Annotated in this window: 12 protein-coding genes and 4 tRNA genes; 1 reads left to right on the forward strand and 15 read right to left on the reverse strand. The window is 36.2% G+C overall.

All coding sequences use genetic code 11. The features are described from left to right. The first annotated feature begins 125 nt into the window (after nucleotides 1-125). Entirely contained in the window at nucleotides 126-941 is an 816-nt protein-coding gene (locus ACEWK1_RS14810) for a zinc ribbon domain-containing protein (protein WP_269671142.1), read from the forward strand. Here the strand turns inward: ACEWK1_RS14810 and rlmH are convergent. The 15 genes from rlmH to dnaB form a co-directional block, all read right to left on the reverse strand. Then, nucleotides 882-1,361 carry a 23S rRNA (pseudouridine(1915)-N(3))-methyltransferase RlmH gene (rlmH, locus tag ACEWK1_RS14815; protein ID WP_212135215.1) on the reverse strand — a complete coding sequence of 160 codons (480 nt, stop codon included), beginning with the start codon at nucleotides 1,359-1,361 and terminating at the stop codon, nucleotides 882-884. The genes ACEWK1_RS14810 and rlmH overlap by 60 nt on opposite strands. An 81-nt stretch (nucleotides 1,362-1,442) precedes the next feature. Further along, a complete protein-coding gene (locus ACEWK1_RS14820) occupies nucleotides 1,443-1,598 on the reverse strand; it encodes a CxxH/CxxC protein (protein WP_212135213.1) in 156 nt (51 codons plus the stop codon). Between the two features lie 106 nt (nucleotides 1,599-1,704). Beyond that, nucleotides 1,705-2,925 carry a S1C family serine protease gene (locus tag ACEWK1_RS14825; RefSeq protein ID WP_212135211.1) on the reverse strand — a complete coding sequence of 407 codons (1,221 nt, stop codon included), beginning with the start codon at nucleotides 2,923-2,925 and terminating at the stop codon, nucleotides 1,705-1,707. 163 nt (nucleotides 2,926-3,088) lie between these two features. Further along, the gene (locus ACEWK1_RS14830; RefSeq protein WP_212135209.1) at nucleotides 3,089-3,883 is read right to left on the reverse strand and encodes an MBL fold metallo-hydrolase; all 795 of its coding nucleotides are present in this window, start codon (nucleotides 3,881-3,883) and stop codon (nucleotides 3,089-3,091) included. 21 nt (nucleotides 3,884-3,904) lie between these two features. Continuing rightward, a complete protein-coding gene (locus tag ACEWK1_RS14835; RefSeq protein WP_212135207.1) occupies nucleotides 3,905-4,726 on the reverse strand; it encodes a two-component system regulatory protein YycI in 822 nt (273 codons plus the stop codon). Continuing rightward, nucleotides 4,713-6,056, reverse strand: coding sequence for a YycH family regulatory protein (locus ACEWK1_RS14840; protein ID WP_212135205.1), 1,344 nt, complete (start codon nucleotides 6,054-6,056; stop codon nucleotides 4,713-4,715). Before ACEWK1_RS14840 ends, ACEWK1_RS14835 begins: the two co-directional genes overlap by 14 nt. Continuing rightward, nucleotides 6,053-7,870 (reverse strand): cell wall metabolism sensor histidine kinase WalK, encoded by a 1,818-nt coding sequence (gene walK / locus ACEWK1_RS14845; protein WP_121664070.1) that lies wholly within the window; start codon nucleotides 7,868-7,870, stop codon nucleotides 6,053-6,055. Before walK ends, ACEWK1_RS14840 begins: the two co-directional genes overlap by 4 nt. Before the next feature lie 4 nt (nucleotides 7,871-7,874). Next, complete coding sequence (gene yycF, locus ACEWK1_RS14850) at nucleotides 7,875-8,582, reverse strand: response regulator YycF (protein ID WP_098799519.1); 708 nt, start codon at nucleotides 8,580-8,582, stop codon at nucleotides 7,875-7,877. Nucleotides 8,583-8,968: 386 nt separating this feature from the next. Beyond that, nucleotides 8,969-10,423 (reverse strand): M23 family metallopeptidase, encoded by a 1,455-nt coding sequence (locus ACEWK1_RS14855; protein ID WP_232273734.1) that lies wholly within the window; start codon nucleotides 10,421-10,423, stop codon nucleotides 8,969-8,971. 569 nt (nucleotides 10,424-10,992) lie between these two features. Continuing rightward, nucleotides 10,993-11,065, reverse strand: a tRNA-Phe gene (locus tag ACEWK1_RS14860). Nucleotides 11,066-11,155: 90 nt separating this feature from the next. Next, a tRNA-Asp gene (locus ACEWK1_RS14865) sits at nucleotides 11,156-11,232 on the reverse strand. 31 nt (nucleotides 11,233-11,263) lie between these two features. Continuing rightward, nucleotides 11,264-11,335 (reverse strand) — tRNA-Glu (locus ACEWK1_RS14870). A gap of 16 nt (nucleotides 11,336-11,351) precedes the next feature. Further along, nucleotides 11,352-11,427: transfer RNA gene (locus ACEWK1_RS14875), tRNA-Lys, on the reverse strand. 190 nt (nucleotides 11,428-11,617) lie between these two features. Then, on the reverse strand, nucleotides 11,618-12,904 hold the full coding sequence (locus ACEWK1_RS14880; RefSeq protein WP_121664072.1) for an adenylosuccinate synthase: 1,287 nt from the start codon (nucleotides 12,902-12,904) through the stop codon (nucleotides 11,618-11,620). A gap of 276 nt (nucleotides 12,905-13,180) precedes the next feature. Next, nucleotides 13,181-14,386: replicative DNA helicase (gene dnaB / locus ACEWK1_RS14885; RefSeq protein ID WP_416636449.1), on the reverse strand; the 1,206-nt coding region annotated here is incomplete at its 5' end.

Genomic DNA, 14,386 nt, shown 5'->3' on the forward strand with positions numbered 1-14,386 from the left:
AAATATCTCAAGTAATATAGTTTATTGTTCAACCTTGTTTACCAAAACTATATTACTTGGAAAAGTCTATTACTTACGTCCTATACAAGAGTTGAAGTGAATTTTTTGTAGCTGACAATAAGAGAATTCTTAGGTGTCCCGATTGTGGCCAAGGTATGGTTCCATCAATAACCACTTCTACTAGAAAAGACGGATCAAAACATAAACATCGCTACTATGTATGCGGAAATTTCCATAATAAAGGATCTTCAGCATGTAAATCAAATTCAATTAGAGCTTACGATGCCGAAGAAATGGTAATTATTCGACTAGCTGACTTTTTAAGTGATACAAAGCTATTCACTAAAACACTTGAAGCTTTAAATAAGCAAACCGTTAAAGCAACCATAGAAACTAAAAACGAAATTGAAGTCTTAGAACAGAAATTAATTGAAGTAAATGCTATGCAGGAGAGATATATGGAAGCATTTGAAAAAAATCTCTTTCCCGTTGCAATTCTTCAAGAACGTCTACAAAAAATTGCAACAGAAAAAGCGGTATTAGAACACAAAAGAAATGAACTTAGCATCCACCTAAGTTCATCCGATTCAAAAGTTATTTCACCTGATCTGATAAGAATGTTACTAGAAAAATATATGGAGGTGTTACAGCATGCTACCAGAGATAAGCAAAAGCATCTCTTTCAACTGCTACTAAATAATATCTCTGTCAAAAATTTAAAAGTTCGCTCCCGCTCCATTGATAAGATTACATTGGAATTTGATTTTACTGAAGTTAATATATCAAATACGTTTACGCTTATTCATTTACTTTACCAAGAAGCGGGTGAATTACCAGATTCAAATGATAAATTACCACCTTATTTACAACTTTTTTTGCCTCTATTTGTGGTACGGTTCACCCCTATTAATCCGAAACGCCCGATAAACCTGCTCCACTAAAATCAACCTCATCAACTGATGCGGAAACGTCATCTTGGAAAAAGAAAGGCTATCATTCGCTCTCTTCATCACAGTATTACTTAACCCCAGTGACCCTCCAATAACAAATGCCACCTTACTCTTTCCATATGTAGCGAGCTGATCTAAGTCTTTTGCAAGTTGCTCTGAGGATTTCATTTTTCCTTCGATGGCTAGAGCAATGACGTGTGTGTCATCGCTAATTTTGCTTAGAATTCTTTCTCCCTCTTTTTCTTTTACTTGCTCCACTTCAACTTCACTTAGATTTTCTGGAGCTTTTTCATCGGCTAGTTCGATGATCTCGATTTTTGCATATGATGATAATCGTTTTAGATATTCATCGATTCCTTGCTTTAGGTATTTTTCTTTTAACTTACCAATTGTAATGATTGAGATGTTCATATCTTTTCCCCATTTCAACACTTTCATTATCCACAGAAGTTATCCACAAAATAGAGATTTTATCCACATTTGTTAACAAAATTACTCTCCGACTATATATAGAGCCTGCTTTTCGCAAAGTTGGCATGTTGTGGATAACTTTCCACCTTGCTCAATTTTTTCTATTTCTGGCGCTGTTTCTTTTTCATCTACATACATATCTATCGCTAATTCAATATGGTCTTCACAGCAATACATGATCGTTTCCTCCTTATCCACATGTGGATATTCTATTTTTATTTTAACCCAAATTACAAATCTTAGTTTTCCACAGGTCCTTTTAGTCAAAAAAAGAGAGCTGAAATCAGCCCCCTAACATGTCTTCTTCTCCTAACTTCATTTTACCAGACATCTTCTCGCCATTTCGATAAAATGTTAACTCAATGGTATCGCCAACTTCTTGATTATAAAGGATTTTTCTTAAGTCTATGATATCCTTTATATTTTCACCCGCAAACTGTGTGATCACATCAAACTCTTGTAATCCTGCTTGTGCTGCTGGTGAGACTGGGACAACACTCATGACAATAACACCTTCGTTTATATCTTGAGGTAGTTTTAATGTTTGTTCTTTATGATAAGAGGACACTTCATTTAACGTTCTCATGCCGATTCCCATATAAGGACGTCTTACTTCACTATACTTTTCTAAGTCTTCTATAATAGGTATTGCATGGTTTGCAGGAATAGATAATCCTATTCCCTCAACAGCTGCTTGGGCTATTTTCATTGAATTAATTCCAATAACCTTACCGTCTAAATTAATAAGTGCTCCACCACTGTTCCCAGGGTTGATTGCTGCATCTGTTTGTAAGACTTCCGCATTCCAATCTACTTGTCCGTCACCGTTCTCATCAATAGGAATCGCTCTTTCTGTTCCTGAAATAATTCCTTGTGTAACTGAGCCTGAAAATTGCAAGCCAAGTGGATTACCAATTGCAATGACAGGTTCACCTGGTTTGACTGCATCTGAATCACCAAATTGAGCTACCTTCGTAATTTTATTAGCATCAACTCTTAAAACAGCAAGATCTGTTAACACATCACTGCCTAGTATTTCAGCAGGAACTCTTGTCCCGTCACTTAAACTGATCTCTACTTGTGATGCGCCCTCGATAACATGGTGATTTGTTACGACAAAAGCATCTTTACCTTCTTTTTTATAAATGACTCCTGAGCCGGTACCTGCTTCACCGGTTTCACTCCAAAACCCTGCTTCTTGAAGGTTAACAACACCGACTACAGCATCTGATACCTCATCAACAATATCAGTAATGGCTGAATTTACATCTACTGATACATTTTTAACGGGTCCTGTATCTTCAACTGTTTGTCCTTGTTGGTCTGTAGCTTCTTCTCCAAGGTTCATTTCATAAGGCACGAAATTTGATAGTGCTGGTAAAGCAAAGAACACTAGTAGTCCTCCTAAAATGGCTCCTACCAGTCCAGCTAAAAACCAGCCTCCACGGTTTCCCTTTTGCCTTTTGGCATCATAATTTTCATAATCTTGATCATAATAGCCCATAATGTTCACCATTCCTTTCACATGCTATGAATAGTGTTTACCTAATCAACATTATTCTCCTATACAATGAAAATTAACCAAGATGATGACGATTTTCTGTTTTTTCATTTTATTAATTTAACCTGTTAATCTTCACTGTTGGTCATGCCATTTTTAGCTCATTTTAAATGGCTACAAGCGAAGTCGGGGTTGATGGGTCTGTATCATATAACTCAAAACTTTCGCCTGTTATAAACCCTTTGCTGGCAAGTGTTTGCTCAACAGACATTCTGGCTAAATCCTTCATATTATTATCTTTACTAAGATGGGCCAAATAGATTCGTTTTGTTGCATCTCCAATCACATCCATCATTGCGATTGCTGCATCTTCATTAGAAACATGTCCAACATCACTTAAGATACGACGTTTGATACTCCATGGATAGTGTCCCATTTGAAGCATAGAAACATCATGATTGCTTTCAAACACAAAGGCATCGGCATTTTTAATCGTGCCTTTCATTCTATCACTAACATAGCCTGTGTCTGTAATAAGAGCTAGTTTTTTTCCTTGATGATGAAACACAAAAAACATAGGCTCTGCTGCATCATGTGAAACTCCAAATGATTCTATATCTAACGCACCGAAGGATTTAACAGATCCTGTAGGAAAAACAAACTTTTGCTCTGTTGCAATTTCTCCAACTAATCCATTCATAGCCTGCCAGGTTTTTTCGTTCGCATAGATAGGTAATTTATGCTTTCTTGCTAAAACCCCTAATCCTTTTATATGATCGCTATGTTCATGTGTGACCAAAATTCCTGAAAGCTTTTGAATATCTCGTCCAATTTGGTCAAATAAATTAGTCATCTGTTTACCACTTAAGCCGGCATCAACTAAAAATGCTTGATCTTTCGCCTCCACATAAATGGCATTCCCCGTACTTCCGCTTGCAAGTACACTAAACTGCAAGCTCATATTATGTCACTCCTCTTTTCCCTAATCTGCTAACTGTAAAACATCGCCCTCTAAGGCATTCACATAAAAATCTTGTCTCTCTTTATCTTTTGTTTCTATGATAATATGCCAGGTAGGCGCCAAGATTTGTTGATTCGAAAGTGGAATATGTGTGTAATAGCCATACTGCATGGTAACAATTTGACTATTCTCTGGAAGGTAGTTTTTATTATATAGAGCTTCGATTGCTTTTAAGGCTGTGATCGTTGATTCTTGCTCCTCTACTTCCTTAATTCCCTCAAGCATTGATTGCTCATATCCATAAATTTGATTATCCTCATCTAACTGAAGAATCACCATACCGATATGATCAAGTTTTGATTGAAAGATATTGCGATTTTTATATTTCTGAATACATATTATAGAGTTAGATTCCTCATCTGTATACCAATAATGATAAAGTTCACCTGAAATAACATTGTCTTTTAAAAATTGATTCACTTTACTTTCTAAATTAACATCAGGCAACGGAAATGGTTTGGTTAGCTTCATTTTTAATGAACGAAAGGATTCTTCTTCAATATTTGTATTTGTTACAACTAATGATTGTCCTTTATCATTAAGCTTACTAACTTCCTCAAGGTTGAAATCCTTACTTTTTGCCGTTATATAGAAGCCCTTTCCGATATCTTCAGGTAAATCACCATACTTAATATCCTCAGCTGCTAGCTTTTCCTCCAAGGTTGCTTCTTGCATAACCGCATAATCCGATTTATCTCTTAGTTCAAAGAACTCAATCGCTAAGTAGATATCTAAGATTAGAAATGCAAGGATAAAAATGGTTTTTGTTTTACTCCAATCCACCTTTATCCCTCCCTTGATTCGCCTTTAATTTCATCAGTGTGCCATCTTTCATCTCAATGCACCATGAAGGTGTTAGTTTTACATATTTTTGATCTGTAGAGCCACCTAATTCATACGCAATATAGATATTTTCAATCTTTGATTTATCGATTGACTGATCAGCCTTCAGAATCTCAGCTACTTCTTTTCCTGAAATAAGACTAATAGGATTGCTGCTCGATATCTGTGTCATTAACTGATACGAAGGACGTTCATAAATAGCGATTTCATTTTGTCCCCAACGCTGCGAAATCATGGTAGGTCCAAAATACTCCTCTGTGGATGTTAAGATAGGAATAGATCCAATCGACATAACATATCGGACCTGCTGGTTAGGCTTGTCTATATTAAATAAAAGATAATCATCTGTCCAGCCACCATGATCATTTAAATAATTAATACTCTGCTCTAAAAGAAGATCCTCCTCCAATACACTTGATTCCGTTAGTGTCGGATTCACAAATCTAACCAAATGCTCATTTGGAAAAATATTTAGTTCTCTTTTACTATCAGTGTACCGATTACTAGAAAAATTCACATCCTGCTTAACAAGCCGAGGATTGCTGAATAAAGCATCCTTAAACCTTTCATCATTTATTTCATCTGTTAAATATTGATAGCTATCCAGTTCTATTATATTGTCAGGAAGCATAATTTCATTTCCTATATCTGTCTCAAAAGCAAAGTAAGAGGAAAACTCACTTTTTTTATTATAAATAGTTGAAACAAACTGATTTGCATCTGGTAAATTAACAGAGGTTTCAACAATTTTAAGATTTTCCGTTGACACAAAGTATACCTTTTGAGCTTCTTTTTCATTAGGTACATTTAAATAAATACGATCAAAATGAATTGAGTCATTTGTTTCTGTATCCCATTCAAACATCGATTTCATTGTTTCCAAAGGTATTCCGTCGAGGAACCTAAGTTCTATTTTAGCCTCTGCTTTACTATGAATCCAATTATTAAAATTTTCCTCTGTATATGTTTGAGCAATGTTCTTGTTGTTTCCTAAACTATAATTCCAGTCCTGCATTTCAGTCCAAAGTCCATCTAAATACTGATCATCCAATGTACTAAAGTGAGCCTCAGGCGTATGAATATATAATTGTCTTGGCCTAATTACTTGATAAGGAGTTCTCCTCTCAGGACCAATTGGAACACTTTCAAAGAATGAATTATTTTGAAACTCTTCATATGAAGGCTGAAGATTCCACATATTCCATGTAAAAAACAGACTAATGATCACCAGTACGGTTAAAGTGGCACTTTTTATTGACTCTTTATTCATTCCCACTCATCCTCTTGTTCCGGGTCATATGGTAAGGTAAAGAATACAGTTGTTCCCGCTCCTTCCCTACTTTGAGCCCAAATATCTCCTCCATGTGCTTGGACCATTTCCTTCGCAATGGCTAGTCCTAAACCTGTTCCACCTAATTTACGAGTTCGGGCCTTATCCACTCGATAAAAGCGATCAAAGATTTTATTTACACTTTCTTGAGGTATTCCTACCCCTTCATCTTTTATCCGAATTTGCAACTCAGCAGGTAATACATCTACTGTAAAAATGACCTTTCCACCCTCTGGTGAATATTTAAGTGCATTAGAAATAATGTTATCTAGCACCTGTGTAATTTTATCTGTGTCAATATCAACATAAAGGGGATCGTTTGGTATATTTCTAAAAAATGCTACATGCTGCGACTTCGTCATTTCAAAACGATCAATGATCTTTTGAAAGAAGTCAGTAAAATTAATCCAATCTTTGTTTAACTTATAATCAGTACGATCAAGCTTTGATAATTGTAGCAAATCATTCACTAACCGTATCATTCGTTCTGTCTCTGTTTGTGTGACATTCAGGAATTGCGGTGCAAGTTCATCATCCTTCCAAGCACCATCTGCTAATGCTTCTAAATAGCTCCTCATCGTTGTCAATGGTGTCCGTAACTCATGTGATACATTAGCAACAAACTCTCTTCGTTCTTGCTCTATTTTTTCCTGCTCTGTAATGTCATAAAGAACAGCAATAAGTCCCTCATTCTTTCCTCGTTCCTTCTGAATCACTGAAAAACTAACACGAAGGATAAAAGGATTTTCATTCGTACCAGATTCAAGAATAAGTGATTCTTGTTCTTCTAATAAACTTTCAAATGTATATTCTTCACTTATTCCTAAAAGCTCTGTGATATTTGTGTTATTCACCGTTCCACGTGAAACATTCAGCATATCTATTGCTGGATTGTTAATAAGAATGACTTTTCCTTCGCGATTTGTTGCAATAACCCCATCAGTCATATGGGCAATAACAGACGCAAGCTTCTTACGTTCTCCCTCTGTCATAGCCTGTGCATCTTCCAGTTTTTCCGTTAAATAATTGAAGGTGATAGCCAACTGACCAATTTCATCTTCACCATACACTCGAACCTTTCGTGAGAAGTTACCATTTGCTAGCTCAATGGCTTGCTTTCTCATATCTGTCATTGGTCTAGTGATTGTTCTTGCTAGGAATATCCCTAAAGCAGCAGTAATTGCCAATGAAAGAATGGTTCCAGTAGCTAAGATTTTATTGATAATTCTCATCTGAGAAAAAACTTCTTCCATTGATGCCATTACATACACAGCACCGATTGTTTGGTTATTTTGATTAACAGGAACGGTCATAACACGCACACGTTCTGTTTCATAAATAAATACACCACTATAATCCAAACCTAATAAGGCACGGTGAACAGTTTCCTCAATTGATTTCTTCCCAACTACGTCCTTATTAATATCAGATGTTGCAATGACTGTTTTACTCATATCAATAACACGTACTTCAATAATTTCGTCTGTGAGAAAGTCCTCTAGAATCTTAGTAATTTCGCTCGTTAAGGTCTTTCCATCAGAATATTCCTTAGGATCTCGGGACATTTCTTGTTCAATATTATAAACTAGTAAGCTTAAGCGATTTGTTAAGGAAGCCTCAAAGTTTGCTTTTAGTGAGGATTCCAATTCCTTAACAAAATAAATTCCAATAATCTGCATTGCCATCATAATAAGCAGCACATATACCGTAACAAACTTAAAATGGATGGATTGAAAGAACCTAACCCTTTTCATATGATTATTCCTGTTCTGATTGTTTTAGATAGTAGCCTACTCCACGTCTAGTTACAATCCATGTAGGGTGACTTGGGTTATCTTCAATTTTTTCACGTAAACGTCGAACTGTTACATCAACTGTTCTGACATCACCAAAATAATCATAGCCCCAAACTGTTTGTAACAAGTGTTCCCTAGTCATCACTTGACCAATATGTTGAGCTAGATAGTGAAGAAGCTCAAATTCACGATGTGTAAGCTCAATTGTTTCTCCACGTTTTGAAACCACGTAAGCGTCAGGATGAATAACTAGTGACCCGATTGAAATTTCATTGTTAGATCCTTTTGTTTCAGCTGTATCATTCGCCTGTTGTCGTCGAAGGTTAGCTTTTACACGTGCTAGTAATTCTCTTGTACTAAATGGCTTTGTTACGTAGTCATCAGCACCCAATTCAAGCCCAAGTACTTTATCTATTTCTGAGTCCTTTGCTGTTAACATAATAATCGGCATTTCATATTTCTTTCTAACTTCTCGGCACACTTCCATTCCATCTTTGTTAGGAAGCATAATGTCTAGCAAAAGAAGGTCCGGATTAATTTCCTCTACCATTTCTAAGGCCTGGTTACCATCATAGGCACAGTAGACTGTGTATCCTTCTTTTTTCAAATTAAACTGTAATATATCTGCAATTGGTTTTTCATCATCAACAACTAATATCTTTTTTTCCATATTCTCGCCCCTTTAATTTTGGCTCTGCTAACTTGTTTTTGTGAAGTCATTTTCGTGTTTTCTTTCTTTCCAAACTACACTATCATCACATCAAAAAAACTTTAGCGTCGTTCTAGTATGACAAGTTCATGCTTATGTTTAATGTACCACTTTCAAAGAAGAGATTCATCTTTTTCAGGGTCTTCATGAACATTTTCATTAGAAAAACTTGGCTTATCGCCAAGCTCTAATGGCGAAAGCCTTAGCTTTTCTTATACTATCATCCTTAAAATTTTATACTTTGTGATAGTATACATAAAAGTGTTTAGATCATCACTTCTAGTGGTAAAGAGTAGTAGAACGAAAAAAAGGACTGACTCCCTAAAATGTGTCAGACCCTTCTTTCATTATTTTAAAAAATCAACAGGATTTTTCAAGCTGCCATTTTCATACACTTCAAAATGCAGATGAACTCCTGTAGAATTCCCTGTTGTCCCCATTACACCGATTTTTTGACCCTGAGAGACAACCTGACCAACTGAGACAGAAATTGAATCTAAATGAGCATAAAGTGTTGTTATACCGTTGTTATGGTCAATAACAACCTTATTTCCATACCCACCATCAGATCCAGCAGAAATGACTTTACCATTATCTGCAGCCTTTATTGTACGATCACTAGGTCTTGCTATATCAATTCCTTTATGTAGTTTACCCCAGCGCTGTCCTAGACCACTAGAGATATAGCCTCCAACCGCCGGCCAAGCCAGATCACCAGTACCTCTTGATGGAATTACCTTCGTACCTTTGATAATGATTTCTTTAACAGGTTCCTTTACTACTTCTTCCTTTACCGTTTCACGTTTTACTTCGGTGCCATTTTCTTTATAAGTTACATAGTTTACTAATTTTTCACCATTCTGACCCTTTTGAGATACTTCCTCTTCCCCTTTAGGTAAATTTGCATCTTCACTTATTTCAGTTTCAAATGCAATAGTCTCTTTTATGAATGATTCTTCTTTTATATTTACTGTAACATATGGCTTTAATACGGTTACGTTAAGCAAATCACCAGATTGAATAACAGAGTCTTCCTTAAGATCGGGGTTTAAACTTAATAATTCATCAAGAGTTAAGTCATGAGCCTCCGCAATATTTCCAAGTACATCATTTTCCTGTACCACATACTGTTTATCTTCAGGAGATCCCTTTTCTAATAGGTTTAACCCTTGCTCAGAGCTAATGATTTTATCTGGAGATACTTTTTTCGTTTCCAGCAAAACATCTTCTGAGAAGGTTACATCCACTATTCTAGATTGTCCCTCTCTAAGAGTAGCTGGTACTTGATTAGTAGCAATTTTCTTCTCTATTTCCTTTAATACATCTTCAGAAACATATTGAAGCTTATATTGCTTTAGAACTGCCTCAGCCTCCGCTTTACTTTTAAAGTAAGCAACTTCTTTTTCATTCACCTTTAGTGCAGTAGATTCCACTACAACATCTAGGTCTTCTTCTAAAGAACGAACTGTTTCATTGTTATCATAAACCGGTCTGAACATTTTTTCTGGTATAATCTCTAATTCTTCAATTGTTAAATTAAGATCTTTATATATTTCTTTTACATTACTGATTTTTATTGTAGCAACTTGTTCAATTACATTTTGGTTATCTACTGTCCCCATATACTGACCATCAAGGTAAACATGATATACGGTAGATAATGAGTTTTCAGCTTGTGCACTTACACTATGCGTTCCAAAAGTAATTGTTGCAGCTAATGCAATTCCCATTGTCATCTTCTTGCTAAAAGAAACATGGTTATGTAATTGTTTTTCTCCTAAACTATTAAAGCGCTTAAACAATGGAATTTCCTCCTAAATCTTTTCTAAGAAACTCAGGAAGCCTCTTACAAATGAAACTGGCAGACAAAAACATGTCGGCAAATTTCACGTAATAATACACTCTATTACTCTAACACAAAAAAATATGACTTTTGATTCAGTCATGAAATTGTAATACTACTGTATCATTTAGTTATATAGTCGTAATATAGAGTAAAATTTACTATAGAATGCTCGTCACCTTATAATATACGTTTTATACATAGGTTTTTTGGCGTTAATTAAGATTGTTTTTATAAGCCCTGGTCCATTTTATAATGACTGCTCCTTTTCTACTGGATGAGATACTAAAGGAGTAAGAGCTAAGTATAAATAGTTCAGAGAAATAACAGATTTTTGCAGCTGCTTTCAGTTTATTTGTAAGTTATATTTTATTTTTGCAGCTTATTCAATTTATCTTACAACTATAGATGTTATTTTGTAACTTCATCAATTATTCTTGCATTCACCATATTTTCAGATTAGTAACTGTCTAACTTTCTTAGAAAAAACAAAAAGCATGAATCAAATATGATTCATGCTTTTTTAAGTGGCTCGGGACGGAATCGAACCGCCGACACATGGATTTTCAGTCCATTGCTCTACCAACTGAGCTACCGAGCCCTATAATTTTGATGCATTGCTAATGGGCCTTACACTTTTAATATGTATATATAAAAAGAAAGTATTTCTACTTTCATTATTGTATATGTATGGCGGTCCGGACGGGACTCGAACCCGCGACCTCCTGCGTGACAGGCAGGCATTCTAACCAACTGAACTACCGGACCATACAAGTATATAATAGATTAAAAGATAAAGTGACCCATACGGGATTCGAACCCGTGTTACCGCCGTGAAAGGGCGGTGTCTTAACCGCTTGACCAATGGGCCATTGTCATAATAACAATGGTGAGCCATGAAGGACTCGAACCTTCGACCCTCTGATTAAAAGTCAGATGCTCTACCAACTGAGCTAATGGCTCATCTTATGATGATGAGAAGTTATCTCTCTAAAAAACAATTTGTTCTAACAGGACAGGATCTATCTTAACACATACTTTTATAATATAGCAATATATTTTTTAAAAAAATATTTTTATTTTTTACAGCTCAAAAATAGACGATAAAAAAAGAGAAGGAACTGCTGTGAATTCCTCCTCTTTCCCTTAGTCATTAGCTATATACGCTACGGATAACGTTTGTTTGTGAACGATCTGGTCCTACTGAGAAAATGGATAATGGAATACCTGTTAGCTGTGAAATGCGCTCAATGTAGTGTCTTGCATTTGCTGGCAGTTCACTTAGATTACGTACACCAGTGATATCTTCCGTCCAACCTGGTAGTTCTTCATAAACTGGCTCACACTCTGCAAGTACTTTTAAGCTTGCTGGGTATTCATTAATCGTTTCCCCTTTGTACTTATAAGCAACACAGATTTTTAATGTTTCGATGCCTGTTAATACGTCAATTGAGTTTAAAGAAAGATCTGTTAATCCACTTACTCTTCTTGCATGACGAACAACAACACTATCAAACCAACCTACACGACGTGGACGTCCAGTTGTTGTTCCATATTCACGACCAACCTCACGAATTTGGTTACCAATTTCGTCATGTAATTCCGTTGGAAACGGGCCATCGCCTACACGAGTTGTATATGCTTTTGATACACCAACAACATGGTTAATTTTTGTTGGACCTACACCAGAACCAATTGTAACACCACCCGCTACTGGGTTAGAAGATGTTACGAATGGGTATGTACCTTGGTCAATATCAAGCATAACACCTTGTGCACCTTCGAATAGTACACGGCGTCCTTCATCTAGAGCATCATTTAAAACAACAGAAGTATCAACAACATATTGTTTAATTTGTTGTCCGTACTCATAGTACTCATCAAGAATTTCTTCTACTGTGAAGCCTTCTACTTCATAGAATTTTTCTAATAGACGATTTTTTTCTTGTAACGCACGAGATAATTTTTCTTCGAACGTATCACGCTCAAGTAGATCAGATATACGAATTCCTACACGTGCAGCTTTATCCATGTAAGCAGGTCCGATACCTTTTTTCGTTGTACCAATTTTATTAGCACCTTTACGCTCTTCCTCTACCTCATCTAGTTTCAAGTGATATGGAAGAATAACATGTGCACGGTTGCTAATACGTAAGTTATCTGTTGTAATTCCACGCTCATGTAAGTAAGCAAGTTCTTGTACAAGTGCTTTTGGATCGACAACCATTCCGTTTCCAATTACACAAATTTTATCTTTATAAAAAATCCCCGATGGAATTAGGTGTAGCTTATACGTTTCTCCACCAAATTTAATTGTGTGACCAGCATTATTACCACCTTGATAACGAGCAATCACCTCTGCATTTTCAGAAAGGAAATCTGTAATCTTACCTTTCCCCTCATCTCCCCATTGAGTTCCAACAACTACTACTGAAGACATTCCGTGCACCTCCACTAATTTCGCACTATTCAAACCATGTTTATTTTAACAGTCGAATTTTACAAAGTCAATGTAAATACGAACATTTATAAAACATATGTCATATTCGTTCGTAATTAAATCACATTTTATAAAAGAAAAGCTAGATTTCGTTTAGTCATCGTTTTATTTTTAGTGTTTCCAATTAAATAGGAATAATGTTACTAGAAAAACTTTGCTGGCCAGCATTTTTTCTTACATAAAAAAAGAAGACCGTATTTTCTACGATCTTCCTCACTATGCTGCACCGTCATCAAAACGCCGCTCAAGATTGACGAACTTATTATATTCTTTTACGAAAGCTAATGAAACTGTCCCAACCGGACCGTTACGTTGCTTTGCAATAATAATTTCGATGATGTTTTTGTTTTCAGATTCCTTATCATAGTAATCATCACGATATAAGAAGGCAACGATATCGGCATCCTGCTCGATACTTCCTGATTCACGAATATCAGACATCATCGGTCGTTTATCTTGTCTCTGCTCAACACCACGAGATAGCTGAGAAAGTGCAATAACAGGAACCTTCAATTCACGAGCTAGTTCCTTAAGTGTACGAGAGATTTCAGATACCTCTTGTTGACGGTTATCTGTTCGACCATTACCTTGAATTAATTGAAGATAGTCAATAAGAACCATGCCTAGCCCACTTTCTTGCTTTAGGCGACGGCACTTAGCGCGGATGTCACCGACACGAATACCAGGAGTGTCATCAATATAGATTCCGGAGTCTGACAAGCTACCCATTGCCATAGTTAGCTTACCCCAGTCTTCTGGTGTTAAAGAACCAGTTCTTAGCCTTTGTGCATCAATGTTTCCCTCAGCACAGAGCATCCTCATGACCAGCTGATCCGCACCCATCTCAAGACTAAAAATCGCAACATTTTCTTCTGTTTTGGTTGCAACGTTTTGTGCAATGTTTAAGGCAAATGCTGTTTTACCTACAGATGGACGGGCCGCAACGATAATTAAATCGTTTCGTTGAAACCCAGCTGTCATTTTATCTAACTCAATAAATCCAGTTGGAATTCCTGTTACATCACCTTTACGATCGTGTAAGGTTTCGATATTATCATATGTTTGTACAAGAACATCTTTTATATTTTGGAAGGCACCAGCATTTTTCCGCTGTGCAACTTCCATAATTGTTTTCTCTGCCTCACCTAGGAGAACCTCAACCTCATCTTCTCTACTATATCCATCTTGTGCGATGGTTGTAGCTGTACGAATTAATCTTCTAAGGATTGATTTTTCTTCTACGATCTTAGCGTAATATTCAATGTTTGCAGCGGTTGGAACTGAGTTTGCTAAATCACTAAGATAAGAAACTCCTCCTACTTCTTCTAGTAAATTCACATCTGCTAGCGCTGCAGTGATTGTTACAAGGTCAACCGGCTCTCCCTTATCAGAAAGGTCTAACATAGCGTTGTAAATTTTTTG

Source organism: Metabacillus sp. YM-086, from assembly GCF_048059995.1.
In the GTDB taxonomy this organism is placed as follows: Bacteria; Bacillota; Bacilli; order Bacillales; family Bacillaceae; genus Metabacillus; species Metabacillus litoralis_B.